Source organism: Nocardioides sp. GCM10030259 (assembly GCF_042666375.1).
GTDB lineage: Bacteria > Actinomycetota > Actinomycetes > Propionibacteriales > Nocardioidaceae > Nocardioides.
In genome coordinates, this window is sequence record NZ_JBHTDF010000026.1 from 182,274 (window position 1) to 208,584 (window position 26,311).

Below are 26,311 nucleotides of genomic sequence, written 5' to 3' on the forward strand. Positions count from 1 at the left end.
GGGTGGCGCCCAGCCCCGTTCAAGGGTTTTGCTCAGCGTGAGGCGTGAGGCGTGAGCAGCGCGACGCACTCCACGTGGTGGGTCATCGGGAAGAGGTCGAAGCCGCGCAGCTCGCGCAGCGCGTATCCCAGCTCGGCGAACGTCGCCAGGTCGCGCGCCAGCGCCGCCGGGTCGCAGGCGACGTAGGCGACCGCCCGGGGCGAGCGCGCCACGACCGCCTCCACGACCGGCCGCCGGGCGCCCTCCCGCGGCGGGTCGAGCACGACGAGGTCGAACGGCTCGTCGTACGCAGTGGCGAGCACCTCGGCCACGCCCCCGGCCCGCGCCTCGACGCCCGGGCAGTTCGTCGCCGACAGCGCCGACGCGGCCGGGTCGCCCTCGACCGCCACGACGCGGCCCGACTCCCCCACGGCATCGAGGAGGAAGCCCGCGAAGAGCCCGACCCCGGCGTACAGGTCGAGGCAGCGCTCGCCGGGCTGCGGGCGGAGCATCTCGAGCACGGTGCGCACGAGCACGTCAGGCGCGCCGGGGTGCACCTGCCAGAAGCCGTCGTCGGCGACCTCGAAGTGACGCCCGAGCGCCGTGTGGTCCGACGGCTGCGGTGCCTCGATCAGGCAGGTCTCCACCGGGACCAGGTCGTTGGAGCGGTGCTTGCGCATCGCGCGCCCGCCGTCGGGGAGCCGGACGTAGCGCTGCCGGGTCCGCCACCGCAGGCCGTGGTCGTCGCCGGGCACGGCCTCGACATCGCCGTCCCAGGTGATCCCGGCCAGCCGGGTGAGCTGCTCGCGGACGACGTCCGTCTTCAGCGCACGCTGCCGCGGCATCGCCACGTGCTGGAAGTCGCAGCCGCCGCATCGGCCCGGTCCGGCATAGGGACACGGAGCCGGCACCCGGTCCGGCGAGGGCTCGAGCACCTCTACGGCGTCGCCGCGCCAGAACCGGTCGCCGTCGGTGCCCTCGGTGATCTCGAGCACGACCCGCTCGCCCGGGATCGCGTGGCGCACGAAGACCACCCGGGAGATCGGGTCGGGAAGGCGTACGACGCAGTGGCCGCCGTGGGCGACCGGGCCGACGACGGCCTCGAACCGCTCGCCGACGCGGGAGGCGCCGCGCGCCTTCCGCGCGCGGGGCCGGCGCGCCCGCGGTCCGGTCACTTCCGGACCTGCCGGTCGCGGGACCGGCTCTGCACGTTGCCCATCCGCAGCTCGCCCGGACGCACCCAGGTGCCCTCGCGCTCCTCACGCTCGCGCACGAGCTCCGACGAGCGCAGCTGGTAGGGCACCGAGGTCACCATGACCCCCGGGGCGAACAGCAGTCGACCCTTGAGGCGGAGCGCGGTCTGGTTGTGCAGGAGCTGCTCCCACCAGCGGCCGACGACGTACTCGGGGATGTAGACCGAGACCACGCCACGCGGGTTGGCCTTCTTGATCTCCATGGCGTACTCGACGATCGGGCGCACCAGCTCGCGGTACGGCGAGTGCAGCACCTTGAGCGGGATGTCGATGTTGCGCTCGTCCCACTCCTCGAGGAGCCGGTTGGTGGCGTCGGCGTCGACCGAGACGTAGACGCCCTCGAGCACGTTCGGCCGGGTCGCCTTCGCGAAGGCCAGCGCGCGCAGCGTCGGCTTGTGCAGCTTGGAGACGAGGACGATGGCGTGCACCCGCGTGGGCATCACCTTGTCCTCCTCGTCGGCGGCGAGCTCGTCGTTGACGTTGTCGTAGTGGCGGTGGATGCCGCGCATGATGATGAAGAAGACGAGCATGGCCAGGATCGTGATCCAGGCGCCGGCGAAGAACTTGGTGATCAGCACGACGATGAGCACGACCGCGGTGAGCGCGAGACCGACGGCGTTGATCAGCCGGGACCGGAACATGCGCCGGCGTTCGGCCGGGTCCCGCTCGGTCTTCAGGAGGCGGGTCCAGTGCCGGATCATGCCGAGCTGGCTGAGGTTGAACGACACGAAGACGCCGACGATGTAGAGCTGGATCAGCCGGGTCGGCTCGGCGTCGAAGATGACGATCAGCGCGATCGCCATCGCCGCCAGGAAGACGATGCCGTTGCTGTAGGCGAGCCGGTCGCCGCGAGATCCGAGCGCCCGGGGGGCGTACCCGTCGCGGGCGAGGATCGAGCCGAGCACCGGGAAGCCGTTGAAGGCGGTGTTGGCCGCGAGCACGAGGATGACGCCGGTGACCGTGACGACGAGGTAGAAGCCCGGGCGGAAGTCCTGGAAGAGCGCATCGGCGATCTGGGAGATCGCGGTGTGCTGGTCGTAGCCCGGCGGCAGCGGCTCGCCGTCGCGCGTCAGCCGGTCGAGGTCGTCGGGGTCGACCAGCTGCATCCCCATCTGCTTCGCCAGCACGATGACGCTCATCATCATGGAGATCGCGATCAGACCGAGCAGCAGCAGCGTGGTCGCGGCGTTCCGGCTCTTCGGGCGCCGGAACGCCGGGACGCCGTTCGAGATCGCCTCGACGCCGGTGAGCGCCGCACAGCCCGACGAGAACGCCCGCGCGAGCAGGAACAGCAGCGCGACGGTCGTCATGGAGTCGCCGTAGCCGGGCGCGGGCACGAGCTCCAGGCCCGCGCTGCTGACCTCGGGCAGGTCGTCGGTGGCCAGGCGGTAGAAGCCGAAGAGCGCCATGCCCAGGATCGCGACCATGAAGGCGTACGTCGGTATCGCGAAGAACGTGCCGGACTCGCGGATGCCGCGCAGGTTCATCGCCATCAGGAGCAGCACCGCCACGCTCGCGACCGTCACCTCGTGCTCGGAGAGCGCGGGGATCGCGGACGCGGCGTACTGCGCACCCGAGGAGATCGACACGGCCACCGTCAGGACGTAGTCGACCAGCAGCGCGCTGGCGACCGTGGTGCCCGCGGTCCGGCCGAGGTTGACCGTGGCCACCTCGTAGTCGCCGCCGCCGGACGGGTAGGCGTGCACGGTCTGCCGGTAGGACGTGACGACGGCCAGCATCACCAGGGCGACCGCGATGCCGATCTTCCATGACCAGACGTACGCCGAGGCGCCGGCCAGCGAGAGCATGATGAAGATCTCGTCCGGTGCGTACGCGACCGACGAGAGCGCGTCGCTGGCGAAGACGGGCAGGGCGATGCGCTTCGGGAGCAGCGTCTCCCCCAGCTGGGAGCTCCGCAGCTTGCGTCCGAGGAGGACGCGCTTCGAGACGTCGCCGATGCCCACGACCGGAAAGGCTAGACCTTCCGGCTGGCGCGCGGTGCATCCGCCGGGGCGCGGCGTACGCCCTGTTGTAGCGTCGTCCCGTGCACGTCGTGATCATGGGGTGCGGCCGGGTCGGCTCGACCTTGGCGCGCAGCCTCGAGGACCGCAACCACACCGTGTCGGTCATCGACGCCGACCCCGACGCGTTCCGTCGCCTGGGACCGGGGTTCAACGGCGACAAGGTGACCGGCCAGGGCTTCGACCAGGAGGTCCTCGAGAAGGCCGGAGTACGCCGCGCCGACGCGTTCGCCGCGGTGTCCAGCGGCGACAACTCCAACATCATCGCCGCGCGGGTGGCCCGGGAGACGTTCGGGATCCAGCAGGTCGTCGCGCGCATCTACGACCCCGGCCGGGCCGAGGTCTACCAGCGGCTCGGCATCACCACGGTCGCTACGGTGAAGTGGACCTCCGACCAGATCCTGCGGCGCCTGCTCCCGGCGGGCGCCGAGCCGGACTTCCGCGACCCCTCCGGCACCATCCGGGTCGACCACCTGCCGGCGCCCGAGTCATGGATCGGCCACCGGACCGTGGACTTCCAGACGCAGTCGAAGAGCCGGATCGCGTGGATCGACCGGCTCGGCGAGGGCATGCTGCCCACGCGGGACAGCGTGATCCAGGAGGGCGACATCCTGCACGTCGCCCTGCGCGAGGAGCACGCCGCCCACGCCTACCAGGTCATCGACGCCGGCCCGGACGAGAGCTGAGGACGTCATGCGAGTTGCCATCGCCGGGGCCGGCGCAGTCGGACGGTCCATCGCCCGCGAGCTGATCCACAACGGCCACGAGGTGCTGCTGATCGACAAGAACCCCGACTCGATCAAGCCCGAGCGGGTGCCCGACGCCGAGTGGCTGCTGGCCGACTCGTGCGAGCTGTCCTCGCTCGAGGAGGCGCGCATGGAGCGCTGCGACGTCGTGATCGCCGCGACCGGCGACGACAAGGTCAACCTGGTGACCTCGCTCCTCGCCAAGACCGAGTTCGGCGTCCCGCGGACGGTGGGACGGGTCAACCACCCCAACAACGAGTGGCTCTTCACCGAGGCCTGGGGCGTCGACGTCAACGTCTCGACCCCGCGCATCATGTCGGCGCTGGTCGAGGAGGCCGTCACCGTCGGCGACCTGGTGCGGCTCTTCACGTTCCGGCAGGGCAACGCCAACCTCGTCGAGATGACGCTGCCCTCGGACTCGCCGTACGTCGGCAAGCCCGCCGGCCTGATCCCCTTCCCGGAGAACTGCGCGCTGGTCACCATCCTGCGCGACGGCCAGGTCTACGTCCCCAGCGACGACCAGCCGATCGAGGCAGGCGACGAGCTGCTCTTCGTCGTTCCCGCCGACGTCGAGGAGAACCTCGAGCGCCTCCTCGCCCCCTCCGCGCACGGGGGCTGAGCGAGGGTCCGGTCAGGCCTCGACGGGCTCGACCGGCGTGTGGTTGCGCGACAGCACCCAGACCATCGCGCCGAGCGCGAGCAGCTGGAGCGGCCACCCCATCGCGATCTTGAGGACGCCCAGGGCCGCGATCGCGGAGTCGGCGTCGATCGCGCCCGACTTGGCGCCCAGCCAGATCGGCGCCTGCACGACCACGCGCAGCACGCAGGGCAGGGCGAGCAGCCAGGTCAGCAGCCCGCACAGCCGCACCACCTGCTTGTCCTTGTGCCAGGCCGTCGGGTCGCCGGTGACGCTGCCGACCATGAAGCCGACCAGCGGCCAGCCGATCAGGCAGGTCGCGGCGAGCACGACGGAGTAGCCGGCGTTGTAGAGGATGCCGGGCAGGAAGTACGCGAGCGCCTGGTCGTCCTCGCTGCCGCCCCGGCTCGCGGAGATCGTGACGAACAGCCAGCCGATGCCGATGCCGAAGAGCGCGTTGAGCGCGAACTGCACCGTCGAGCGCTGCACCAGCCGGACCACGAGCAGCACGACGGCCGCGGCGACGCTCACGCCGAGCGCGAGCCGCATCTCCCGGGTCGTCAGCCACAACACGGTGAAGGCGATCGTCGGGACCGCCGCCTCGATCATGCCCCGGCGGCCGCCCAGGGCCTTCGACATCTGCGCCCGGACGACCGCCTCGACGGTCTCGACGCCGGTTGCCGGCTCGGTGGTTCCCTGCGGGGTCGGCTCCGGATGGCTCACGGGATCAGCTCGTAGCGGGGGTTGAAGAGGATGCGCTGCCCGCCCTGCTGCCCGATCCGGCCCTCGACCGACAGCGACCGCCCCGGCCCGATGCCGGTGATCCGGCGCCGCCCCAGCCACACGATGGTGATGACGCCGGTGCCGTCGGAGAGCTCCGCCTCCAGCGCGGGCACGCCGCCGCGCGGACGCAGCGTGACGGTCTGCAGGGTGCCGCGGAGCCGGACGCGCTCCCGGTCCGGGGCCTCACCGATCCGGGTGTGGCTCGGCTCCGCGTGATGGGCCTTGCGCAGGTCGCGCACCTCCTGGTCGGTGGAGTCTGCCCACCGGCTGATGGTGCGTCGCAGCCTGTTCTTCTCCGCCATCGCTCCCGTCCTCGCGCTAGGACTCGCGGCGGACCAGGCGGTCGCGCGGCGGCAGCGTGAGCGGCAGCTCCGCGCCGGCGGGCATGGCCTGGTTGCCGCGGCGTACGACGGTCGCCTCGAGCGCGGCGTCCCAGGGCCCGCTGGCCTCCGGCTCGACGGCGGGCCGACCGAGGAACGTGGCGCGCAGCATCCACCGCGGACCGTTGATGCCGATCACCCGCGACGGCTGGGTCGCGGTCTTGCCGTCGTCGGTGCGGACCGTGATCTGGCAGACCAGCTCGGTGCCGTAGCGGCCCTCGCGCTCGGTGGCGGTGCCGCCGCGCTGGGCGTACTCCGCGGCGATCCGCGGGCGGACCTCCGCCCACAGGTCGCCGTTGCGGGGCGCGGCGAACGCGCGCAGCTCGACCGCGCCCTCGGGGCCGGCGTGCATCACGGACTGCACCCGGTCGTTGGACTCGTCGACCTGCATCCGGACCTCCAGCTCCTCGACCGGCGTCAGCACCAGAGAGCCGAGGTCCACGCGCTCGACGTCGTCGAGGTCGTCGACGTCGTCGATGTCGAACGGGCCGGTCGCCGACGCGGTCGGCTCGTCGGCGGCCGAGGCCTCGTCGGGGGTCCCCTCGACCGGGGTCTCGTCGGACTTGCGGCGGAACTTCACGCGGACCTACTCACTCTCGCTGACGGACGACCCGACGGTCGACTGGAACCCTCCAGTAGAACCGTAGCCCCCGGCACCCCGCACCGACTCCGGGAGTGCGGGCACCTCCACGAACGCCGCCCGCTCGCACCGCTGGAGCACCAGCTGGGCGATCCGGTCGCCGCGGCGAAGCTCGATCGGCTCGCGGGGGTCGTGGTTGATCAGCATCACCTTGATCTCGCCGCGGTAGCCCGCGTCGATGGTCCCCGGGGTGTTCACGATCGAGAGCCCGTGGCGCGCGGCCAGCCCGGAGCGCGGGTGCACCAGCGCGACGTACCCCTGGGGCAGCGCGAGCGCGATCCCGGTCGGCACCATCGCCCGCTCCCCCGGCGCCAGCGAGACGTCGACGGTGGTCAGCAGGTCGGCGCCGGCATCACCCGGATGGGCGTAGGCGGGCAGCGGCAGGTCGGGGTCGAGGCGCTGCACGAGCACCTCGAGCGGGCTGTCGATCACGGGGCGGGACCCTACCCGCAGGCCCGCCGCCGACCAATGCGCCGGCCAATGACAGGATTCAGCCGTGACCGTGAGCCCCACCTACGCCGAGCGCCTCGGCGTCCCGCTGCGATGGTGGGTCCAGGGGACGATGCTGGTCGCGACCCTCTGGCTGGCCGTCGTCGTGGCCGTCCCGGGGCCGGTCGCGTGGGTGGTCACCGCGATCGCGCTCGCCGGGCTGTTCGGCGGGCTGTGGTCCTACGGCAACGCGCGCCTGTGCGTCGACGACGGCACGTTCCGGGCCGGCCGGGCCCACATCGCCGCGGCGTATGTCGGCGCCGCCACCGCGCTCGACGCCGCGCAGACCCGCCGGCTGGCCGGTGTCGACGCCGACGCCCGCGCCTACCTGGTGCTGCGTCCCTACCTCAAGCGTTCGGTCCGGGTCGACATCACCGACCCGGCCGACCCGACGCCGTACTGGCTGGTCTCCACCCGCCGGCCCGAGGACCTCGCGAAGGCCCTGACGGCGCTGGGACAGTCCGTTCGGCCGTGACCCGGCTGGGTACTGTTCGGCCATGGCTGAAGGTGGATCGAAGATCTGGACGGCCTTCTCGCTGGCCTCCGCGCTGACCGCGGCGGCCCTGGCGAAGAAGGCGATGGACAAGTCCTGGACCGTGGCGACCGGCAAGAAGCCCCCGGAGAACCCCGCCGACCCCGACGTCGCGATCTGGGAGGCGGTCAGCTGGGCCGTCGTCAGCGGCACCGCCGTCGGCCTGGCGAAGATGCTGGCGCAGCGCCGGGCCGCGTCCTACTACACGCGCTCCACCGGTCACCTGCCCCCGGACCTGCAGAAGGACGACCAGAAGGCCTGACCCGCGTACACATGACGAAGGGCCGCAACCCCCGGGTTGCGGCCCTTCTCGTCTCGTCAGGTGCGCTCAGGCGCAGTCCTTGCAGATCATCTTCTTCGCGTCGGCCAGCTGGCTGCGGTGGTGGACGAGGAAGCAGCTCATGCAGGTGAACTCGTCCTCCTGCTTCGGCTTCACCTCGACGGCCAGCTCCTCGTGGGAGAGGTCCGCGCCGGGCAGCTCGAAGGACTCTGCGGCCTCGGTCTCGTCCTCGTCGACCTTCCCCGAGTTCTTGTCGTGGCGACGGGCCTTGAGCTCTTCGATGCTCTCCTCGGACTGGTCCTCTTCGGTCTTGCGCGGTGCGTCGTAGTCGGTCGCCATTGGTCACTCCACTCTCGGAGGCGCGCTGGGCTTCGCGCCTCGTGCATCTTCATATCGTCTCGTCGTCGGCCCGGCCGGGTGTCGGCGCCAGATTGTGCACCATGGAACGGCCTGTTGGCACACCTGTCCGTCGCCGGGGCAGGTGAACATCCGGTGACCGGCTGCTATTCCCCTGAAACGGGTGAGAATCCGGCGGACCGGATCGCGGCCAGGAAATCGTCGAATCCGTGGTCCGGCGCGCACACCAGCAGGGCGAGCCCGCCGACGCCCTCGGTGACCAGCGTGCGGGCCCCGGCGATGCGCGCGATCAGCCCGGCAGCGGCGTGGTCCCAGTAGTTGACGCCCTCCTCGACATAGGCGTCCATCCGGCCGTCGGCCACCAGACAGAGGTCGAGCGCGCACGACCCGAGACGGCGTACGTCGCGCACGTGCGGCAGCAGCCTGGTCACCGCCTCGGCCTGGAGCACGCGGACCCGCCGGTCGTACGAGAAGCCGGTGGCCACCAGGCGCTCCGCCAGCGGAGCCGGCCCGCGCACCTGGATCGGCTCCCCGTCGCGGGTCGCCGACGCGGGGCGGTCGTCGTCGGCCACGTGGCCGGCGTACTCGGTGCCGGCCTGGACGTCGACGACCACCCCCGCGACGACCTCGCCGCCGCGCTCGGCCGCGACCGAGACGGCGTACTGCGGGATGCCGTAGAGGAAGTTCACGGTGCCGTCGATCGGGTCGACGACCCAGCGGACGTCGCTGGTGCCGACGACGTCGTCGCCCTCCTCCCCGAGGCTCTCTTCACCGAGGAAGGCGTCGTCGGGGCGGGCGGCCAGGAGGTGGGCCCGGATCAGCGCCTCGCTGGCGCGGTCGGCCTCGGTGACGACATCGATGTCGCTCGACTTCACCGCCGCGACGGTGACGTGGCCCCGGGCGCGCTCGCGGACGAGCGCGGCGGCCTCGCGGGCGGCGGCCAGCGCGAGGTCGGCGAGGTCGCGGGGGGAAGCGGGGGCCGTCACGAGTCCGCGCCCGCCAGCGCGGGCCGGTCGCCCCGCGGGTTGGGGCAGCACCCGACCGGGCACCGGTCCCAGCACGCCGGGTAGGACCCGACGCTCGCGCGCACGACCTCCTCGCCGCGCTCGACGGCGGCCCGCTCGAGCAGCAGGTCGCGCACGGTCGCCACGAACCGCGGGTCGATGCCGGCGGTCGCGGCGCGGACGGCCGGCACCCCCAGCTTCTCGGCGGTCGCGAGCGCCTCGGTGTCGAGGTCGTAGACCACCTCCATGTGGTCGGAGACGAACCCGATCGGCACCAGCACGACGCCGGGCACGCCGTCGGCGCCCAGCTGCTCGAGGTGGTCGTTGACGTCGGGCTCCAGCCACGGGATGTGCGGTGCGCCGGACCGGGAGCAGTAGACGAGGGCGTGCGCGTGGCGTCGGCCGGTCTCCTGCCGCACCCGCTCGACGACCTCGGCGACCAGGCTCTGGTGCTGCTCGACGTACGCCCCGCCGTCGGGGCCGCTCCCGTCGTTCATGGAGTCCGGGATCGAGTGGGTGACGAAGACCAGGTGGGCGCGCTCGCGGACGTCGTCGGGCAGGTCCGCCAGCGCCGCGAGCGTCGCGTCGACGTTCGGCTCGACGAAGCCGGGGTGGTTGAAGTAGACGCGGAGCTTGTCGAGCACCGGGGCGCCCTCGACACCGTCGGTGGCGTCGAAGAGGTTCTCCCGGTACTGCCGGCACGAGGAGTACGACGAGTAGGCGCTCGTCACGAAGCACGCAGCGCGCGTCACGCCGTCGGCCGCCATCTGCCGGACCGTGTCGGTCAGGTAGGGGTCCCAGTTGCGGTTGCCCCAGTAGACCGGCAGGTCGATGCCGGCGCCGGCCAGGTCCTCCCGCAGGGCGGCGAGGAACGCCCGGTTGAGGTCGTTGATCGGGGACCGCCCGCCGAAGCCGTAGTAGTGCTGCCCGACCTCCTCGAGCCGATCGCGCGGGATGCCCCGCCCCCGGGTGACGTTCTCCAGGAACGGCACCACGTCCTCGGGCTTCTCGGGGCCGCCGAACGAGACCAGCAGGACCGCGTCGTACGGGCTCGGATCGGGGGTCATGGCGCCAATCCTAGGAAGGCGCCGATATCGATTGGTCGGCGGTCGGTGCGCCCGGATAGCGTCGGGCGGTGTTCACGTCGTACCGGCGGATCCTGGCGGAGCCGGGCGCCCTGCGGATGTCGATGGCCGCCCTCGTCGCGCGGCTGCCCATCTCGATGGTCGGGCTCGGCATCGTGCTGCTCGTCTCGGCCGCGACCGGACGGTACGGCGTGGCCGGCGCGATCTCGGCGGCGTACATGATCGCGAACGCGCTCCTCGCCATCCTCCAGGGCCGCCTGCTCGACCGGCTCGGCCAGGCCATGGTGCTGTCCGTCGCCAGCATCGGCTTCGGCACCGCGATCTCGCTCCTCATCGTCTCGGTCCAGGCGGACTGGCCGATCGCGACGACGTACCTCTTCGCGGCGATCGGCGGCGCCCTGCTCCCCCAGGTCGGCTCGGCAGTGCGCGCGCGGTGGTCGCACGTGCTGGACCGGCCCGCCGACGTGCAGACGGCGTTCGCCCTCGAGGCGGTGCTCGACGAGGCAGTGTTCATCCTCGGCCCGATCGCGGTCGCGGTGCTCGCGACGGCCTGGCACCCGGTCGCCGGCCTGGCGGTCGCCCTGATCGCCTGCGTGGTCGGCACCCTGGTCTTCACCGCCCAGACGTCGACCGCGCCGCCGGCCCACCCCCGCGACGACACCACGGGCCCGCGGCCGTCGATGCCGTGGCGGGCGGTCATCCCGCTCGCCGTCGTCTGCGCGGCGCTCGGCGTCCTCTTCGGAGCCGCCGAGGTGACGACCGTGGCGTTCGCCGAGGAGGAGGGCCACAAGGCGGTCTCGGGCGCGCTCCTCGCGCTGTGGGCGGCCGGCAGCCTCTCGGCAGGCGTGATCACCGGCGCCGTCCACTGGCGCCGCGGCCCGGCGACCCGGGTCCGGTGGGGCTCGCTCGCGATGGCGTGCGCGATGACGCCGCTCTACTTCGTCGGCTCGCTGCCGGTGATGGGCCTGGTGCTGTTCGTGGCCGGGTTCGCGATCGCGCCGACGATGATCGCGTCGATGTCGCTGACCGAGTCGGTCGTGCCGTCCGGGCGACTGACGGAGGGCATGGCGATCATGCAGACAGGTCTCGTCGCCGGGGTCGCGCCCGGCGCCACCCTCAGCGGCATCGTCGTCGACCACCAGGACGCGTCGGCGGCGTACCTCGTCTCGGTCGCGGCCGGCCTGGTCGCCGCGCTGGCCGCACAGACGCTGCCCAGGTCGGGGTGACTACGATCCGCCCGTGAGCAACTGGCAGAACTGGTCCGGGATCGAGTCGGCGCTGCCGGCCCGCGTCGAGGAGCCGGCCGACACCGCCGCCGTCGTGGCCGCGGTCGAGCGGGCCCGCTCCGAGGGCACCACGCTGAAGATGGTCGGCACCGGCCACAGCTTCACCGCGATCTCCGCGCCCGAGCACACCATGCTGCGACCGGGCCGGATGACGGGCATCGTGGCGGTCGACCGCGACGCGATGACGGTGACGGCGCTGGCCGGCACCCGGCTCGCGGACCTCAACTCCGGGCTCGAGGCCCTCGGCCTGAGCCTGCACAACATGGGCGACATCGCCGAGCAGACACTCGCCGGCGCGACCTCGACCGGCACCCACGGCACCGGCGGCACCTGGGCCTCGCTCTCGGCGCAGATCGCCGGCTTCGAGATGGTGACCGGCACCGGCGAGGTGGTGCGCGCGAGCGCCGAGGAGAACCCCGAGATCCTCGACCTGGGCAGGGTCGGCCTCGGCGCCCTCGGCGTGCTCACCACGATCACGTTCCGGGTCGAGCCGGCCTTCGTGCTCGAGGCCACCGAGACGCCGATGGGCTGGGACGCGGCGCTCGACGGCTTCGACGAGCGCCTGGCGAGCCACCACCACGTCGACACCTACTGGTTCCCGCACACCGACCGGCTGATGGTGAAGACCAACGACCGGCTCGACGTACCCGTCGAGGAGGCCGAGCCGCTCTCCCGGCTGCGCGGCTGGTGGGACGACGAGTTCCTGTCCAACACGGTCTTCGGCGCCGCCAACCACGTCACGAACCGCTTCCCGGGCACCATCCGGCGGTTCAACCAGGTCTCGAGCCGGCTGCTCTCGGCCCGCTCCTACAGCGACGTCGCCCACAAGGTCTTCGTGACGCCGCGCACCGTCGTCTTCCGCGAGATGGAGTACGCCGTGCCGCGCGAGGCCGGCCTCGCCGCGCTCACCGAGGCGCGGGCGGCGATCGAGGCGTCGCACCTGAACATCACGTTCCCCGTCGAGATCCGGGTGACCCCGGCCGACGACATCCCGCTGTCGACGTCGACGGGCCGCGAGTCGGTCTACCTCGCGTTCCACACCCACCGCGACATGGACCACCTGGCGTACTTCGCCCTGCTCGAGCCGATCCTGCGCGCCCACGACGGGCGGCCGCACTGGGGCAAGGTGCACACCCGCACCGCGGCCGACCTCGCGCCGGCGTACCCCCGCTTCGCCGAGTTCCTGGCCCTGCGCGACAAGCTCGACCCCGACCGGGTGTTCGCCAACGCCTACCTGCGCCGGGTGCTCGGGGACTAGACGCTCGCGGGGCCGGCCGCGACCGGCGCGTGCCAGTGCCGCCAGATCGCCAGCAGCCGCCAGACGGTGCACAGGCCGCCGCCGAGCAGCGCGATGGTCCAGTAGCTCAGGTCCGTGTGGGCCAGCGCCACCACGACCGCCGAGCCGGCGAGGGCGGGCGTCGCGTAGAGCTCGCCCCGGAAGACCACCGGCACGCGTGAGGCGAGCAGGTCGCGCAGCATCCCGCCGCCGATGCCGGTGGCCATCCCCATGAGCGCGGCCGCGGCGGGGCCCAGGCCGAAGTCGAGCGCCTTGAGGGCGCCGGTGACGCAGAAGAACCCGAGCCCGAAGGCGTCGAGGACGTTGATGGAGCGCTCCATCCGGCCGATGGCCGGGTGGTACATGAACGCCAGCAGCCCGGAGACGAGCGGGACGACGAGGTAGCGCCAGTCCTCCAGCGCGGCCGGCGGCGTCGCGCCGATCAGCACGTCGCGGATGAAGCCGCCGCCGAGGCCCGTCGTACCGGCGAGGACGAAGACGCCGAAGACGTCCAGCCCCTTGCGCACGCCGACCAGGGCGCCGGTGATCGCGAACACGAAGATGCCCAGGAGGTCGAGCACGACCTGGGTGGTGGAGGGGTCCGTGGTGGTCACGACTGGACGGTAGTCCCCGGGTGCTGGTGCCCGTGTGACGGGAGTGACCGTGAGCCACGCCCACCGCGGTCCCCGACTCGCGACCGTCACTGGCGTAGGCTCGGCGCCACCGATGACTGCACCCATCCAGCACCAGACGCACGAGCCCGATCCCCGGAAGGACCCAGCTCCGGGCCCGGGGACGGGGGCCCTTGCCATGTCCTACCTCCGGTTCACCGGCGTGAGCGAGGACGGCACCCGGTTGCGCCTGGTCGACGAGGAGGGAGCCGAGCACGAGCTCGCGGTCGACGACCGACTGCGTGCGGCGGTGGCTGCCACCACGACCGCCGCGACCCCCGCACCCCCGGCCCGAGGAATGGAGAAGACGATGGAGAGCATGCTCCGGCCTCGAGACATCCAGGCCCGGATCCGTGCGGGAGAGACGCCGGAGGCGGTCGCGCAGGCCGCGCAGACGTCGGTGGAGAAGATCATGGCCTTCGCTGCTCCCGTGCTCGCCGAGCGCGAGCACGTCGCGCAGCGCGCCCAGCGGTCGTCGGTACGCCGCAGCGACGGGGCCGCACCGGCCGGCGCCCGCACCCTCGGCGACGCCGTCGCCACCCACCTGCGCAGTCGCAACGTCGACCCCGAGACCGTGTCGTGGGACGCCTGGCGCCGCGAGGACGGCCGCTGGACCCTGACCGGCGACTACTCGACCACCGATCGGTCCGGCAGCGCGTCGTTCACGTTCGACGCCCCCGGCAACTACGTCACCCTCGACGACGAGGACGCCCGCTGGCTGGTCGGCGAGGTGATCACGCCCGCGACGCCCGCCCGTCCCGACGACCTGCAGGCCGCGCGGGAGCGCCGCCTCACCGCCGTCGAGGACCAGCTGCCGCTCGGCGACGACTCCGACCAGCTCGGGATCGACGCGATCGACCTGGTCGCCGAGCAGCCGGTCGAGGCGTTCCTCGACGACGCTCCCCCGAGCGACCCGGAGGTCGCCGAGGAGGAGGCCGAGGTGCGCGAGGAGGCCGCCGACGCGGCCGCCGCCGAACCCGAGCCCGAGGAGCCCCCGGCCCGCCGCCCGGTCAGCAAGAAGCGTGGCCGCGCCTCCGTCCCGAGCTGGGACGAGATCATGTTCGGCGGCGGCGACCGGGGCTGAACCGGCTGCTCGATCGCCCTAGGCGATCGGCCGGTCCGGGTCGGTGATCCAGCCCGACCAGCTGCCCGGGTAGAGCGCGGCCGGGATCCCGGCGACCTCGAGCGCGATGATGTCGTGCACAGCGGTCACGCCGGACCCGCAGTAGACCGCGACCCCCTCATCGCCTTCGACCCCGGCGGCGGCGTACAGCGCCCGGAGCTCCGCCGCGCTGCGGAATCGCCCGTCGGCGCGCAGGTTGGTCGTGGTCGGCACGTTGACGGCGCCCGGGATGTGGCCGGCGACCGGGTCGACCGGCTCGGTCTCGCCCCGATAGCGCTCGGGAGCCCGGGCGTCGACCAGCACCGGTACGCCGAGCACGTCGGCAGCCTCGACGACCGGCATCTGCCCGGGTCGTGCCGTGAAGTCGCCCCGGCTCGGCAGCAGCACGCCCGTGTGCACCTGCCCGCCGGCCTCGACCCAGGCCGGCCAGGCCCCGTCGAGCACCCGCACATCGGCGTGGCCGTGGTGGCGCAGCAGCCACCAGGCCCGACCGGCGGCGAGGCCGTTCCAGTCGTCGTACACCACCACGGGCCGGTCGTCGCGCACCCCGACCCGGCGCATGGCGGCCTCGAAGTCGGCGGTCTCCGGCAGCGGGTGGCGGCCGCCCACTCCCGGCGGGGCGGCGAGGTCGGTGTCCATGTCGACGTACGCCGCGCCCGGGACGTGGCCCTTCTCGTACTCCGCGCGCCCGCCGATTCCGCCCATCCGGTAGCGCACGTCGAGCACGGTCACCTCCCCCAGCCGCTGGTGGAGCTCGGACACGGAGATCAGGGGTGTCGGCATGCGCCCAATCCTGCCGGAGCGTGAAAGGATCCCTCCCCGTGGCTGAACTGCACTTCTTCACCGGCACCATGGACTCCGGCAAGAGCACGCTCGCGCTCCAGACCAACCACAACCACGCGGCGCGCGGCCGGGTCGGGAAGCTGTTCACCACCCATGACCGCGCGGGCCAGGCCACCCTCTCCAGCCGCCTCGGGCTCACCCACGACGCGCACGAGGTCGAGGAGGACTTCGACTTCTGGCGGTACGTCGTCTCCACGCTCACCCAGGGCGGCCGGGTCGACTACCTCATCTGCGACGAGGCGCAGTTCTACACCCGAGACCAGATCGACCAGCTCGCCAAGATCGTCGACGAGCTCCAGATCGACGTCTTCGCCTTCGGCATCCTCACCGACTTCCGCACGCACCTCTTCGAGGGCAGCGCGCGGCTGGTGGAGCTGGCCGACCGGATGAACGTCCTCCAGGTCGAGGCGCTGTGCTGGTGCGGCAAGCGGGCCACCCACAACGCGCGCACCGAGAACGGCGTGATGGTCGTCGAGGGCGAGGTCATCGTCGTCGGCGACGTCGACAAGGTCGACCAGCCGCCCGCCGACGTCGCCTACGAGGTGCTGTGCCGCCAGCACCACCGCCGGCGCCTCACGGCCGCCCGCGCCAAGGCGGTCTCGATGGCTCCCGAGCCGCTCCCCTTCGGATAGGCGCGCCTCCGGACCCCGGCGCCCGACGCCTCCTAGCGTTCGGCGTGTGAGTCGCGTCGAACGGTGGGAGCGCCGAGCCGAGGTGCCGCTCCTGCTCCTCGCCGTCGCCTTCCTCGTCGCCTACGCATGGCCGGTGCTCGACCCGCGCCTCGACCCCGACCTCCTCACGTTCCTCCGGATCACGTCGTGGACCGTGTGGATCGCCTTCGCCGTCGACTTCCTGATCCGGCTCGCGCTCGCCGACGAGCGCCGCAGCTATGCGCGCACCCACTGGTACGACCTCGCGCTGATCGTGCTGCCCATGCTCCGTCCGTTGCGGCTCCTGAGACTCCTCGCGCTCGCTCGCATCCTGAACCGCTCCGCGACGAGCTCCCTGGTCGGCCGGGTCTCGACCTACATCGCGGGCGTGGCGGTCATGGCGGTCGCGCTCGGCGCGATCGCGGTCCTGGACGTCGAGCAGGACGCATCCGACGCGAACATCACGACGTTCGGCGACGCCCTGTGGTGGGCGACCTCGACCGTGATGACCGTCGGCTACGGAGACCGGTACCCGGTCACCGCGGAGGGTCGGGTCATCGCCGCCGCGCTCATGGTCGTCGGGATCGGCGTCCTCGGTGCGGTGACCGCCTCCGTCGCCGCCTGGATGGTCGGGCAGGTCGGCGACCAGCAACGAGGCGCCCGCGACCGCGGCGAGTGACCTCGCTCAGGCGGCGAGGAGGATGTTGGTCAGGTAGATCTCGCCGGCGCTGGCTTGCCGAAGTGAGCTGGGGGCCGGCGCCAGGGGTGCGATGGTCCATCGGTCAAGGTTGGATGCGTGCAGATCCGCGCCTTGGGTGCGGCCGGAAAGCCGGCGGCGAACCGCAACCCCGCGCCCGCCGTACCCCGCTTCGCTGCCCGTCGGTCGTCGCAATCGGAGCGGACGCGCAAGGTGCCGACACTCACCGCGGGCGTGAGCGCTTCTGGGGTCTCGACAAGCTCGACCACCGGTGCCACTGGGTCAGCCGCGGTCGCCGATCTGCCGGTAGAGCGCCAGCTCGTCGCGGATCCGGTAGGGCAGCGGCAGGCCGCCGGCGGCGAGGGCGTCGGCGTAGTTCTGCAGGGCGGTCACCAGGTCGGCGCGGAGCTGCTGCTCCTCCCACCGTGACACCTTCGCGTGGCGTCCGGCACTCAACCGCCGTCGCGCCAGGTGGAGCTCCTGGGAGCACCGTTCGAGCAGGTGGTGCTCCATGCCTCGCGCGCCGTTCGGCGGTTCCGACATATCTCATCCCCCACCGTTGCCCACCCAGACGCACCATGCGCAGGTTCACAGGCGATCATCGACAGTAGCCCGTTCGGACCCGCGTTGTCTGCCGCTACATGCAACGGTGCCCCGGCCTGGGTAGGCCGGGGCACCGTGGAGCGTGCGATGGTGAGTCGCTCAGATGGCGCGAACGTTCTCCGCCTGCGGGCCCTTCGGACCCTGGGTGACGTCGAACTCGACCTTCTGGTTCTCGTCGAGGCTCTTGTAGCCCTGTCCCTGGATGGCGGAGAAGTGCACGAACACGTCGGCGCCGCCGTCCTCCTGCGCGATGAAGCCGAAGCCCTTCTCGGAGTTGAACCACTTCACGGTTCCAGTAGCCATGATCTGTTCCTCTATCTCTGCGGCGCGGACACCGTGTCCGCTGCCAACCGGATGCATCCAGTGAAGTTGATGCCCAGCTGACGCAAAGACCAAGAACTACAGAAGATGTGGAGCACCTGCTCCCTCCAGCATGCAGCACGCTATCACCGCGTACGGCGGGACAGGGCATTGCGATCTGCGGCCTACGATCGGGCCATGAGCGGTGACCTGGCCCGGCTGCTCCGCTGGGAGGACCACGGCGGCGCGTGGCGGGTCGTGCGCCGTACGGACGACGACGTCACCCTCGCGCTGCTGACCTGCGACGGCGGCACCGAGATGGAGCGGTTCACGTCCGACGACACCGCGGTGCGGGAGCACGTCGGCGACCGGGACGTCAGCTGAGCAGCATCGGGATCAGCATCTCGTCGGGGGTCAGCGACCCGTGCAGGCCGACGAGCGTCGCCTCGTAGGGGAAGTCGGTGGTGGACAGGATCGCCGTGTCGCCGTGGCAGGCCACCACGACGTCGCCGAGCCGCGGCAGCACACCCGGCAGCACGGGCCCGAACCAGCCCCGGGCGATCGCGTCGCTGCGCGGCAGCACCGTGGCGCGACCCTCGAGCACCTCACGCCAGGTGGCGACGACGTCGCTGACAGCGCCGCGGTGGCAGTAGAGGTGGCGGAAGCGGGCCTCGCCGCCGAGCAGCGCGACCCCGTCGCGCAGCTCCGTCCGGTCGTCGACGTCGATCCGGCTGTCGGCGGCGGAGTCGATCATGCCGTGGTCGGCGATGACGAGCAGGCGCACGTCGTGGGGCAGCGCCTCGCGCAGCTGTTCGGCCTCCGCGTCGACCATCGACAGCTGCTGGAGCCAGGGGCTCGAGGCGACGCCGTACCGGTGCCCGGTCCAGTCGAGGTCGCCGTCGTAGAGGTAGGTCAGCGACGAGCGCTCGGCCGACGCGGCCACGGCTGCCGCGATCCGCTCGCCGACCCGGTCGGCGCCGACGTACTCGGCCCCGCGATGGGCGGCGACGGTGAGCCCGCTGCCGCGGAACTCGCGCTTGTTGACGACCGTGACCGCGGCGCCGAGCGCGTGCAGCCGGGCGAACGCCGTCTCATGGGGCTGCCACTCGACCGGGTCGACGTCCTTGTCCCAGAGCAGGGCGTTGAGCAGCCGGTCCGTGCCGGGGACCCGCGAGGTGAAGCCCACGAGCCCGTGGGCGCCGGGCGTCAGGCCGGTGCCGAGCGAGGTGAGGCTGGTCGCCGTCGTCGACGGCACGCCCGCGGTCGCCGGGGTGCTGGTGGCGAGGAGTCCCGCGAGGAACGGCGCGGCGTGCGCGTACCGCTCCAGCAGCCGTACGCCGAGCCCGTCGACGAGGAAGACGACGTACGCCGAGGCGTCGGGCAGCGTCAGCCTGGTCGGCGCCCCTGGGGCGGGCAGGCCGAGCGCGGTCGCGACGGCCGGCACGACGTCGCCGAGTGAGCGCTCGCCGTACTCCGGCTCGAGGAACTCGCCCACACGCGGAGGCTAGCGGGTGTGGGTGCGCGCGGAGAGGGACTCCGCGAAGGCCAGCAGCCCCTCGACGGCGTCCTTGCCGTCGGCCGCCGCGGAGACCCGCAGGGAGAAGTCGTCGGAGGCGAGGACGCCGGTGTAGCCGTGGTCGGCGTCGCACTGCGGGTCGTTGCAGCCCGCGGGCTCGAGGTCGACGCGGCTCACGCCGCCCCACCCGATCGTCATGACGGCCTCGGCCGCCGGGGCCGGCCCCGAGGTCGGGTTGGCGACCATCCGCGTGACGACGACGGACCGGACCGACGTCAGCCGGATGGCCTCGGTCGACGTCGACGTGTAGGGCTCCGGGAGCAGGTCGTCGCCCTCGTGCTCGTCGGTGTGCGCCAGGATCAGCCGGCTCGGAGTGAGCACGACGACGGAGAGGTGGCGGCGCACCTCGTCGCGGTCGAAGGTCGGCTCGTGGTGGACGAAGAACGAGACGATCTCCTCGCCGGCGACGGCGCTCTCCACGCCCTCCGTGACGACGTCCGGGTAGTAGCCCGTGCGGTCGATCGCATCCCTGAGCTCGACGGCTCGGCCGCGACCCTCGGTCCTGGTGCTGCGCATACGTGCAGTCTGTCACGCAGGGTGGTTCACGACGGCAGCGTGTCCCCAGCGGGCCGGGAGAGGCGCCGGACGAACCAGTCCGACCGGGGATCGACGACCGGCTCCACCCGCCCCGCGGCGGTCAGCACGGTGGCGCCGTCGGCGCCGGCGAGCACCAGCGACAGCTCGAGCGCGCTCACCTGGGGCAGGTCGTTCTGCAGCTGCGCGACCCGCTGGATCAGCCGCTCGATCTCGGCGACGTCGACGACCTCGCTGCCCCGGTAGCCGAACAGCATCGGCGACGACTTGATCTCGCGGACCATCGACGCGGCGTCGCGGCCGCCGAGCGGCGGGATCCGATACGAGCGGTCCGCGAGCAGCTCGGTGAGCGGGCCGGCGATGCCGAACGACACGACCGGCCCGAAGAGCGGGTCCTCGATGCTGCGGATCGCCACGGGTACGCCGGGGCGCGAGTTCTTCTGCACGACGAACCCGGCGTGCTCCGGCTCGGAGATCACGCTGCCGAGCGTGTCCCAAGCGTCGCCCATCTCGTCGGCGTCGTCGATGTTGCGCCACACGTGCGCCTGGTCGGGCCGCTCGCGCAGGTGCTCGGCCGTCGCCTTGAGCACGACGTCCCAGCCGAGGTCCTCCCCCGCCTTGACCGCGTCCGCACGGGAGGCCACGTGGCGGGTCTGCCACAGCTCGATGTCGTAGGCCGCCAGCAGGTCGGTGAGGTCGTCGAGGCCGAGCTCGGTGCCGCCGGGGTGCTCGGCGAGGATCCGGGTGACGAGCCGCTTCGCCCCGGCCTCGTCGACCGCCTCGCGGTCGACCGACTCGCCGTCGGGCGTCCGCAGCCACACGGCGTACTCGACCACGTGCGCGAGCGCGCGGACGGCGGCCTCGACGCCGGGGTACGACGGCACCGAGCCGCGGCCGGCCGTCGAGCCCGCCACGTCGGGCACGCGCAGGAGCTCGGGCACGCCCTCGGCACCGAGGAACGACGAGACCAGCGGCTTGTCGGACTGCTCGCCGACCGCGGCCAGCACGTTGGCGACGTCCTCGCCCGAGACGTTGATCGGCGGCACGTAGACCGCGATCACCGAGTCGATCTCGGGGTCGTCGATCGCCTCGTCGAGCGCGTCCTCGAAGTCCTCGCCGCTCGCGTCGGCGCCGAGCGCGGTCGACTTGTTGACCACGAGGCCGACGGCGGCGGCGGCGTCGGCGGCCAGCAGGCCGAGCGCGTCGGAGTTGCCGACGATCGCCACTCGCCGGCCGCGCGGCAGCGGCTGGTGGGCGACGAGCTGCGCGACGTCGAACATCTCGTCGAGGGTGTCGACCTGGATCACGCCGGCCTGGCGGAACATCGCGTCCACCGCGGCCGGCGGCGCCGCGATCCGGCGTACCGCGTGGCCCATCGGCACGCCCTGGGTCGTCCGGCCCGAGCGCACCGCGATGATCGGCTTGCGCAGCGAGACCCGCCGGGCGATCCGGGAGAACTTGCGCGGGTTGCCGATCGACTCGAGGTAGAGCAGCACGACCTCGGTGGAGTCGTCCTCCTCCCAGTACTGCAGCAGGTCGTTGCCGGAGACGTCGGCGCGGTTGCCGGCGCTGACGAACGTCGAGAGGCCCAGGCCCCGGTTGTAGACCTTCTCCAGGATCGCGGTGCCGAGCGCGCCCGACTGGCAGAAGAAGCCGGCGCGGCCGCGCGGCGGCATCAGCGGCGACAGCGACGCGTTGAGCGAGACCTTGCCGTCGGTGTTGATGATGCCGAGGCAGTTGGGGCCGATCAGCCGCAGGCCGTAGGACCGCGAGAGCCCGACCAGCTTGCGCTGCCGCACCCGGCCCTCCTCGCCGGTCTCGGCGAAGCCCGCCGAGACCACGACCAGGCCGTGCACGCCCTTCGCCGCGCAGTCGAGCACGACGTCCTGCACCGACTCGGCCGGAACCGCGACGACCGCGACGTCGACGTCGTCGGGGATGTCGGTCACGGACTTGTACGTCGGGAGCCCCGACACGGCGTTCGACGTGGGGTTCACGGCGTACACGCGGCCGGTGAAGTCACCGGTCACCAGGTTGCGCACCAGCGCCTGGCCGATGGTCTCCTGGCGGCGGCTGGCGCCGATGACCGCGACCGACCGCGGGTTGAAGAACCGCTCGATGGACGCCGCCTCGGCGCGGTGCTCGCGCGCGGACATCAGCCCGATGGCGGTGTCGGTCGGGTCGATCGAGAACTCGAGCTGGAGCACGCCCTCCTCGTACTCGCTCGCCACCCGGTAGCCCGCGTCGCGGAAGGTCTGGATCATCCGGGCGTTGTCGGGCAGCACCTCGGCGATGAAGCGCTCCACGCCGCGCTCACGGCCCGCCTGGGCGAGGTGCTCGAGGAGCAGCTGGCCGATGCCGCGCCCCTGGTGCTGGTCCTCGACCAGGAAGGCGACCTCGGCCTCCCCCGGCTTGATCACGTCGTAGCGGCCGACCGCGATGATCCGGCCCTGGAGGGTGAGCACGAAGGCGACCCGGTCGACGTGGTCGACGTGGGTGAACCGGTCGACGTCGCGGTCGGAGAGCCGGGGCATCGGCGAGAAGAACCGGTAGTACTTCGACTGGTCCGACACCCGGGAGTAGAACTCGACGAAGACCTCGCGGTCCTCGGGCCGGATCGGCCGGATGTGCGCGGTCCTGCCGTCGCGCAGGAGGACGTCGGCCTCCCAGTGGGCCGGGGCGACGGGCACGTCCTGCTGGGTCACACGAGAAATCTACCGGCCGCCCCGGACGCGATAGCGCAGGTGCAGCACCCGGTCGCCCCGGACCACCGTGTGCGGGTCCTCCAGGAGGTGCTGGGCCGCGATCGACCCGAAGTAGCGCTTGCCCGTCCCGAAGACGACGGGCACCACGTCCATGGCGACCTCGTCCACCAGCCCGAGCGCGAGCGCCTGGGCGCCCATCTCGCCGGCGCAGACGGCGACCACCCGGTCACCGGCCCGCGTCTTCGCCTCCTCGACCGCGGCGGCCACGTCGTCGAAGAACGGCACGTCGGCCTCGGGGTGCCAGCCGTCGGGCTTGGGCCGGTGGGACACGACCAGGAGGTGGTCGCCGGCCGGCGGCTTCGCCTCCCAGCCGTTGGTGAGGTCGAAGAGGTGCCGGCCCTGGATGATCGCCCCGATGCCGTCCCACATCGGCCGCGTGTAGTCGTAGGAGGCCCGCGAGACGCGGAACCCGCCCGGCTCGGGGTCGGCCATCTCCCCCGACGCGAGCGAGACGTCACCGTTGAAGTACCACTCGAACAGCGGCCCGACGTCGTCGTGCTCGTCGGCGATGAAGCCGTCGACCGACACCACTGCGTGCATGATCACGGTTCCCATGCCGGGACAGACCGGACCGCCTCCGCGGATTCATCGGACCGACCGGCAAGAATGGCGCCATGGCACGGCGTACGACGAAGCAGGACCCGCTCCCCGACGACTTCGAGGAGCACATCCTCGACACCGACATCAAGCAGGAGATGGAGTCGTCGTTCCTCGAGTACGCCTACTCCGTCATCTACTCCCGGGCGCTGCCCGACGCCCGCGACGGGCTGAAGCCGGTGCAGCGCCGGATCCTGTTCACGATGAACGACATGGGCCTGCGGCCCGACCGCGGCCACGTCAAGAGCGCCCGCGTCGTCGGCGAGGTCATGGGCCGGCTGCACCCGCACGGCGACAGCGCGATCTACGACGCACTGGTGCGCATGGCCCAGCCGTGGTCGATGCGGCTGCCGATGATCGACGGGCACGGCAACTTCGGCAGCCCGGACGACTCCCCCGCCGCGATGCGCTACACGGAGTGCCGGATGGCGCCGCCCGCGGTCGCCATGACCGCCTCCATCGACGAGGACACGGTCGACTTCAAGCCCAACTACGACAGCCGCGAGTACGAGCCCGGCGTGCTGCCGTCCGCGATCCCCAACCTCGTCGTCAACGGTACGACGGGCATCGCGGTCGGCATGGCGACCAACTGTGCGCCCCACAACCTCGTCGAGGTCGTGCAGGCCCTGCGCCACCTGATCACCCACCCCAAGGCCGACCTCGACGACCTGATGCGGTTCATCCCGGGACCCGACCTGCCGACCGGAGGCAAGATCGTCGGCCTCGACGGCATCCGTGACGCCTACGAGGCCGGCCGCGGGTCGTTCCGGATGCGCGCCACCGCCCGGGTCGAGAGCATCACCAACCGCCGCAAGGGCATCGTGGTGACCGAGCTGCCGTACGGCGTCGGCACCGAGAAGGTCGTCGAGCGCATCAAGACGCTCGTGCAGAGCAAGAAGCTCCAGGGCATCTCCGACATCAAGGACCTCACCGACCGCGAGAACGGCCTGCGGCTGGTGATCGAGGTCAAGAACGGCTTCGTGCCCGAGGCGCTGCTCGAGCAGCTCTACAAGCTGACGCCGATGGAGGACTCGTTCGGCATCAACGCGGTCGCGCTCGTCGACGGCCAGCCGCGCACGCTGTCGCTCAAGGAGATGCTCCAGGTCTTCCTCGACCACCGGTTCGAGGTCGTCCGGCGCCGCTCGGTCTTCCGCCGCGGCAAGGCCGCCGACCGACTGCACCTCGTCGAGGGCCTGCTGATCGCGATCCTCGACATCGACGAGGTCATCCAGCTGATCCGCTCCAGCGACAACGCCGCGGCCGCCAAGGAGCGGCTGATGTCGGTCTTCGACCTGACCGAGATCCAGGCCGACTACATCCTCGACATGCCGCTGCGCCGCCTGACGAAGTTCTCCCGCATCGAGCTGGAGAAGGAGCAGGACGAGCTGCGCCGCACGATCGAGGAGCTCGACGCGATCATCGAGGACGAGAAGCTCCGCTGGAAGGTCGTCTCCGACGAGCTGGCCGAGGTCGCCAAGACGTACGGCACCCCGCGGCGCACCGTGCTGCTCGAGTCCGCGGGCACGACGGTCAGCGCCGCCGCCGTACCGCTCGAGGTCGCCGACGACCCGTGCTTCGTCTATCTCTCGTCGTCGGGCCTGCTGGCGCGCACGGCGAACGCCGAGCAGCCCGGCCAGGGCGGCGGACGCGCCAACCACGACGTCGTGGTCTCGGCCGTGCGCGCGACCGCGCGCGGTGAGGTCGGCGGCCTGACGAGCGCCGGCCGGCTCGTGAAGATCGGCGTGCTCGAGCTGCCGCAGCTGCCCGACACCGCCAACGACCCGCACCTCGCGGGCGGCCTGCCGGTGAGCGAGATCCTCAGCCTCGAGACCGGCGAGCGGCTGCTCGCGCTCTGCACGCTACGGACCGACGGCCCGGGCCTCGCGCTCGGCACCCGCCAGGGCATCGTCAAGCGGGTCAACCCCGAGGTCCTCAACCGCGACGACTGGGAGGTGATCCGGCTGGCCGACGGCGACGAGGTCGTCGGCGCCGTCGAGCTCACCACCGGCGCGGAGACCCTGTGCTTCGTCACCTCCGACGCCCAGCTCCTCCACTTCGGCGCCGACGCGGTCCGGCCGCAGGGCCGCTCGGGCGGCGGCATCGCCGGCATCCGGGTGACGGCCGGCCAGCGGGTGGCGTGGTTCGGCGCGGTCGACCCGGACGCACCCGAGGGCTCGGTCGTCGTCACGTCGTCCGGGTCGTCGACCGCGCTGCCCGGCACGGAGCCCGGTGCGCTGAAGGTCGCGCCGTTCTCGGAGTACCCCGCCAAGGGTCGCGCGACCGGCGGCGTGCGCTGCCACCGCTTCCTCAAGGGCGAGGACGCCCTGGTCTTCGCGTGGGTCGGCACGGCGCCCGCCCGCGCCGCCGCTGCCAGCGGTGCCCCGGTCGAGCTCCCGCCGGCGACCGGCAGGCGCGACGGCTCCGGCACGCCCGCGAGCCAGCCGATCGTCGCCTGCGCAGGCCCGGTAGCGACGCGGATCCGTGTGGAAGGCTGACCGCGTGCGCTCTTCCACCCGTCTGACGGCGGCCCTCGCGGCCGGGTTCCTCGCACTGTCGCTCTCCGCCTGCAGCGGCGACGACGGCGGTGGGTCCGACCAGGACCCCGAGGAGGCGCTCGCCGCGGCGAAGCAGACGCTCGACGAGACCAGCGGCGTCGCGCTCACGCTCAGCACCGAGGACCTCCCCGACGGCGTCACCGGCGTCGAGCGGGCCGACGGCGTCGGCACCCACGCCCCGGCGTTCGAGGGCACGATCACGGTCGTGCTGTCCGGCCAGGCCTTCGAGGTGCCGGTCGTCGCCGTCGACGACAAGGTCTTCGTCCAGCTCCCGCTGACCACCGGGTGGCAGGACATCGACCCGGCAGAGTACGGCGCGCCCGACCCGGCCGCGCTGATGAGCCCCGACGCGGGCTTCTCGTCGCTGCTCGACGCGACCACGGACCTCGAGGCGGGCGAGAGCGTGCGCGGCGGCGAGGACAACAAGGAGGTCCTCACCGAGTACACCGGCACGGTCTCCGGCGACGTCGTCAAGAACATCATCCCGACCGCCTCGGGCGACTTCGACGCGACGTACACCGTCACCGACGACGGCGAGCTGCGCAGCGCCGACCTCACGGGCGTCTTCTACGAGGACGCCGACTCGATGACCTACACGGTGACCTTCGACGAGTACGGCACCGAGAAGGACATCACCGCGCCGTGAGCG

General features: G+C 72.3%; 29 protein-coding genes. 12 read left to right on the forward strand and 17 right to left on the reverse strand.

Going from position 1 to position 26,311, the window contains the following annotated elements; translation table 11 throughout:
* Positions 1-32: 32 nt before the first annotated feature.
* Complete coding sequence (locus tag ACFQQI_RS24465) at positions 33-1,154, reverse strand: class I SAM-dependent RNA methyltransferase (protein ID WP_378569229.1); 1,122 nt, start codon at positions 1,152-1,154, stop codon at positions 33-35.
* Positions 1,151-3,196: an APC family permease gene (locus tag ACFQQI_RS24470; protein ID WP_378569230.1), complete on the reverse strand. Its 2,046-nt coding sequence runs from the start codon at positions 3,194-3,196 to the stop codon at positions 1,151-1,153. Before ACFQQI_RS24470 ends, ACFQQI_RS24465 begins: the two co-directional genes overlap by 4 nt.
* A gap of 80 nt (positions 3,197-3,276) precedes the next feature.
* Here ACFQQI_RS24470 and ACFQQI_RS24475 point away from each other — a divergent pair, with 80 nt between their 5' ends.
* On the forward strand, positions 3,277-3,939 hold the full coding sequence (locus tag ACFQQI_RS24475; RefSeq protein WP_378569231.1) for a potassium channel family protein: 663 nt from the start codon (positions 3,277-3,279) through the stop codon (positions 3,937-3,939).
* 7 nt (positions 3,940-3,946) lie between these two features.
* Positions 3,947-4,618 (forward strand): potassium channel family protein, encoded by a 672-nt coding sequence (locus tag ACFQQI_RS24480; RefSeq protein ID WP_378569232.1) that lies wholly within the window; start codon positions 3,947-3,949, stop codon positions 4,616-4,618.
* Between the two features lie 12 nt (positions 4,619-4,630).
* Here the strand turns inward: ACFQQI_RS24480 and ACFQQI_RS24485 are convergent, their stop codons facing one another.
* From ACFQQI_RS24485 to dut, 4 genes are read right to left on the reverse strand one after another with little or no spacing between them, the layout of a single operon-like run.
* The gene (locus ACFQQI_RS24485) at positions 4,631-5,359 is read right to left on the reverse strand and encodes a DUF3159 domain-containing protein (RefSeq protein WP_378569233.1); all 729 of its coding nucleotides are present in this window, start codon (positions 5,357-5,359) and stop codon (positions 4,631-4,633) included.
* Positions 5,356-5,721 carry an OB-fold nucleic acid binding domain-containing protein gene (locus ACFQQI_RS24490; protein ID WP_378569234.1) on the reverse strand — a complete coding sequence of 122 codons (366 nt, stop codon included), beginning with the start codon at positions 5,719-5,721 and terminating at the stop codon, positions 5,356-5,358. The genes ACFQQI_RS24485 and ACFQQI_RS24490 overlap by 4 nt, the downstream gene beginning before the upstream one ends.
* A gap of 16 nt (positions 5,722-5,737) precedes the next feature.
* Positions 5,738-6,379 (reverse strand): DUF3710 domain-containing protein, encoded by a 642-nt coding sequence (locus ACFQQI_RS24495; RefSeq protein ID WP_378569235.1) that lies wholly within the window; start codon positions 6,377-6,379, stop codon positions 5,738-5,740.
* Between the two features lie 6 nt (positions 6,380-6,385).
* Positions 6,386-6,868: a dUTP diphosphatase gene (dut, locus tag ACFQQI_RS24500; RefSeq protein WP_378569534.1), complete on the reverse strand. Its 483-nt coding sequence runs from the start codon at positions 6,866-6,868 to the stop codon at positions 6,386-6,388.
* 67 nt (positions 6,869-6,935) lie between these two features.
* Here dut and ACFQQI_RS24505 point away from each other — a divergent pair, with 67 nt between their 5' ends.
* Complete coding sequence (locus ACFQQI_RS24505; RefSeq protein ID WP_378569236.1) at positions 6,936-7,403, forward strand: DUF3093 domain-containing protein; 468 nt, start codon at positions 6,936-6,938, stop codon at positions 7,401-7,403.
* A gap of 22 nt (positions 7,404-7,425) precedes the next feature.
* Complete coding sequence (locus ACFQQI_RS24510) at positions 7,426-7,722, forward strand: DUF4235 domain-containing protein (RefSeq protein ID WP_378569237.1); 297 nt, start codon at positions 7,426-7,428, stop codon at positions 7,720-7,722.
* 66 nt (positions 7,723-7,788) lie between these two features.
* Here ACFQQI_RS24510 and ACFQQI_RS24515 read toward each other — a convergent pair whose 3' ends face one another.
* The 3 genes from ACFQQI_RS24515 to ACFQQI_RS24525 all read right to left on the reverse strand — a co-directional run bounded on the left by ACFQQI_RS24515 (position 7,789) and on the right by ACFQQI_RS24525 (position 10,168).
* Entirely contained in the window at positions 7,789-8,079 is a 291-nt protein-coding gene (locus ACFQQI_RS24515; RefSeq protein ID WP_378569238.1) for a DUF4193 domain-containing protein, read from the reverse strand.
* 164 nt (positions 8,080-8,243) lie between these two features.
* The gene (locus tag ACFQQI_RS24520; protein ID WP_378569239.1) at positions 8,244-9,083 is read right to left on the reverse strand and encodes an inositol monophosphatase family protein; all 840 of its coding nucleotides are present in this window, start codon (positions 9,081-9,083) and stop codon (positions 8,244-8,246) included.
* A complete protein-coding gene (locus tag ACFQQI_RS24525) occupies positions 9,080-10,168 on the reverse strand; it encodes a ferrochelatase (protein WP_378569240.1) in 1,089 nt (362 codons plus the stop codon). The genes ACFQQI_RS24520 and ACFQQI_RS24525 overlap by 4 nt, the downstream gene beginning before the upstream one ends.
* A 68-nt stretch (positions 10,169-10,236) precedes the next feature.
* Here ACFQQI_RS24525 and ACFQQI_RS24530 point away from each other — a divergent pair, with 68 nt between their 5' ends.
* Both ACFQQI_RS24530 and ACFQQI_RS24535 read left to right on the forward strand, forming a co-directional pair.
* Positions 10,237-11,412: an MFS transporter gene (locus ACFQQI_RS24530; RefSeq protein ID WP_378569241.1), complete on the forward strand. Its 1,176-nt coding sequence runs from the start codon at positions 10,237-10,239 to the stop codon at positions 11,410-11,412.
* Between the two features lie 13 nt (positions 11,413-11,425).
* On the forward strand, positions 11,426-12,730 hold the full coding sequence (locus ACFQQI_RS24535) for a D-arabinono-1,4-lactone oxidase (protein ID WP_378569242.1): 1,305 nt from the start codon (positions 11,426-11,428) through the stop codon (positions 12,728-12,730).
* Here the strand turns inward: ACFQQI_RS24535 and ACFQQI_RS24540 are convergent.
* Entirely contained in the window at positions 12,727-13,362 is a 636-nt protein-coding gene (locus ACFQQI_RS24540; protein ID WP_378569243.1) for a trimeric intracellular cation channel family protein, read from the reverse strand. The two genes, ACFQQI_RS24535 and ACFQQI_RS24540, sit on opposite strands and share 4 nt — an antisense overlap.
* A 196-nt stretch (positions 13,363-13,558) precedes the next feature.
* On the opposite strand from ACFQQI_RS24540, the gene sepH reads away from it, so the two are divergent.
* Positions 13,559-14,503, forward strand: a complete 945-nt coding sequence (gene sepH, locus ACFQQI_RS24545; RefSeq protein ID WP_378569244.1) for a septation protein SepH — start codon at positions 13,559-13,561, stop codon at positions 14,501-14,503.
* Positions 14,504-14,521: 18 nt separating this feature from the next.
* Here sepH and ACFQQI_RS24550 read toward each other — a convergent pair whose 3' ends face one another.
* Positions 14,522-15,325: a sulfurtransferase gene (locus ACFQQI_RS24550; protein ID WP_378569245.1), complete on the reverse strand. Its 804-nt coding sequence runs from the start codon at positions 15,323-15,325 to the stop codon at positions 14,522-14,524.
* A 38-nt stretch (positions 15,326-15,363) separates the two neighbouring features.
* Between ACFQQI_RS24550 and ACFQQI_RS24555 the strand changes: the two genes are divergently transcribed.
* Entirely contained in the window at positions 15,364-16,017 is a 654-nt protein-coding gene (locus ACFQQI_RS24555; RefSeq protein WP_378569246.1) for a thymidine kinase, read from the forward strand.
* Positions 16,018-16,063: 46 nt separating this feature from the next.
* Positions 16,064-16,714, forward strand: coding sequence for a potassium channel family protein (locus tag ACFQQI_RS24560; protein WP_378569247.1), 651 nt, complete (start codon positions 16,064-16,066; stop codon positions 16,712-16,714).
* 300 nt (positions 16,715-17,014) lie between these two features.
* Here the strand turns inward: ACFQQI_RS24560 and ACFQQI_RS24565 are convergent, their stop codons facing one another.
* Positions 17,015-17,275 (reverse strand): hypothetical protein, encoded by a 261-nt coding sequence (locus ACFQQI_RS24565; RefSeq protein WP_378569248.1) that lies wholly within the window; start codon positions 17,273-17,275, stop codon positions 17,015-17,017.
* A gap of 159 nt (positions 17,276-17,434) precedes the next feature.
* The gene (locus ACFQQI_RS24570) at positions 17,435-17,638 is read right to left on the reverse strand and encodes a cold-shock protein (protein WP_378569249.1); all 204 of its coding nucleotides are present in this window, start codon (positions 17,636-17,638) and stop codon (positions 17,435-17,437) included.
* 195 nt (positions 17,639-17,833) lie between these two features.
* Between ACFQQI_RS24570 and ACFQQI_RS24575 the strand changes: the two genes are divergently transcribed.
* Positions 17,834-18,019, forward strand: coding sequence for a hypothetical protein (locus ACFQQI_RS24575; RefSeq protein WP_378569250.1), 186 nt, complete (start codon positions 17,834-17,836; stop codon positions 18,017-18,019).
* On the opposite strand, the gene ACFQQI_RS24580 is transcribed toward ACFQQI_RS24575, so the two are convergent.
* Genes ACFQQI_RS24580 through ACFQQI_RS24595 form a run of 4 tightly spaced genes read right to left on the reverse strand, consistent with a single transcriptional unit; the run spans position 18,012 to position 23,065 of the window.
* On the reverse strand, positions 18,012-19,130 hold the full coding sequence (locus ACFQQI_RS24580; RefSeq protein WP_378569251.1) for an alkaline phosphatase family protein: 1,119 nt from the start codon (positions 19,128-19,130) through the stop codon (positions 18,012-18,014). The genes ACFQQI_RS24575 and ACFQQI_RS24580 overlap by 8 nt on opposite strands.
* Positions 19,131-19,139: 9 nt before the next feature.
* Entirely contained in the window at positions 19,140-19,727 is a 588-nt protein-coding gene (locus ACFQQI_RS24585) for a DUF5998 family protein (protein ID WP_378569252.1), read from the reverse strand.
* Positions 19,728-19,753: 26 nt separating this feature from the next.
* Positions 19,754-22,450, reverse strand: a complete 2,697-nt coding sequence (locus ACFQQI_RS24590; RefSeq protein ID WP_378569253.1) for a GNAT family N-acetyltransferase — start codon at positions 22,448-22,450, stop codon at positions 19,754-19,756.
* 9 nt (positions 22,451-22,459) lie between these two features.
* A complete protein-coding gene (locus ACFQQI_RS24595) occupies positions 22,460-23,065 on the reverse strand; it encodes a dihydrofolate reductase family protein (protein ID WP_378569254.1) in 606 nt (201 codons plus the stop codon).
* A 59-nt stretch (positions 23,066-23,124) separates the two neighbouring features.
* Between ACFQQI_RS24595 and ACFQQI_RS24600 the strand changes: the two genes are divergently transcribed.
* Together ACFQQI_RS24600 and ACFQQI_RS24605 are read left to right on the forward strand one after the other, a co-directional pair.
* The gene (locus tag ACFQQI_RS24600) at positions 23,125-25,602 is read left to right on the forward strand and encodes a DNA topoisomerase (ATP-hydrolyzing) subunit A (protein WP_378569255.1); all 2,478 of its coding nucleotides are present in this window, start codon (positions 23,125-23,127) and stop codon (positions 25,600-25,602) included.
* Between the two features lie 4 nt (positions 25,603-25,606).
* On the forward strand, positions 25,607-26,308 hold the full coding sequence (locus ACFQQI_RS24605) for an LppX_LprAFG lipoprotein (RefSeq protein ID WP_378569256.1): 702 nt from the start codon (positions 25,607-25,609) through the stop codon (positions 26,306-26,308).
* The last annotated feature ends 3 nt before the right edge of the window (positions 26,309-26,311 follow it).

What these genes read in the sequence shown, in the direction of transcription:
- ACFQQI_RS24480 (WP_378569232.1), top strand. Translation starts at nt 3,947, where the DNA reads ATGCGAGTTGCCATCGCCGGGGCCGGCGCAGTCGGACGGTCCATCGCC.
- ACFQQI_RS24490 (WP_378569234.1), bottom strand. Translation starts at nt 5,721, where the DNA reads ATGGCGGAGAAGAACAGGCTGCGACGCACCATCAGCCGGTGGGCAGAC.
- ACFQQI_RS24510 (WP_378569237.1), top strand. Translation starts at nt 7,426, where the DNA reads ATGGCTGAAGGTGGATCGAAGATCTGGACGGCCTTCTCGCTGGCCTCC.
- ACFQQI_RS24515 (WP_378569238.1), bottom strand. Translation starts at nt 8,079, where the DNA reads ATGGCGACCGACTACGACGCACCGCGCAAGACCGAAGAGGACCAGTCC.
- ACFQQI_RS24525 (WP_378569240.1), bottom strand. Translation starts at nt 10,168, where the DNA reads ATGACCCCCGATCCGAGCCCGTACGACGCGGTCCTGCTGGTCTCGTTC.
- sepH (WP_378569244.1), top strand. Translation starts at nt 13,559, where the DNA reads ATGTCCTACCTCCGGTTCACCGGCGTGAGCGAGGACGGCACCCGGTTG.
- ACFQQI_RS24550 (WP_378569245.1), bottom strand. Translation starts at nt 15,325, where the DNA reads ATGCCGACACCCCTGATCTCCGTGTCCGAGCTCCACCAGCGGCTGGGG.
- ACFQQI_RS24565 (WP_378569248.1), bottom strand. Translation starts at nt 17,275, where the DNA reads ATGTCGGAACCGCCGAACGGCGCGCGAGGCATGGAGCACCACCTGCTC.
- ACFQQI_RS24570 (WP_378569249.1), bottom strand. Translation starts at nt 17,638, where the DNA reads ATGGCTACTGGAACCGTGAAGTGGTTCAACTCCGAGAAGGGCTTCGGC.
- ACFQQI_RS24575 (WP_378569250.1), top strand. Translation starts at nt 17,834, where the DNA reads ATGAGCGGTGACCTGGCCCGGCTGCTCCGCTGGGAGGACCACGGCGGC.
- ACFQQI_RS24585 (WP_378569252.1), bottom strand. Translation starts at nt 19,727, where the DNA reads ATGCGCAGCACCAGGACCGAGGGTCGCGGCCGAGCCGTCGAGCTCAGG.
- ACFQQI_RS24595 (WP_378569254.1), bottom strand. Translation starts at nt 23,065, where the DNA reads ATGGGAACCGTGATCATGCACGCAGTGGTGTCGGTCGACGGCTTCATC.
- ACFQQI_RS24600 (WP_378569255.1), top strand. Translation starts at nt 23,125, where the DNA reads ATGGCACGGCGTACGACGAAGCAGGACCCGCTCCCCGACGACTTCGAG.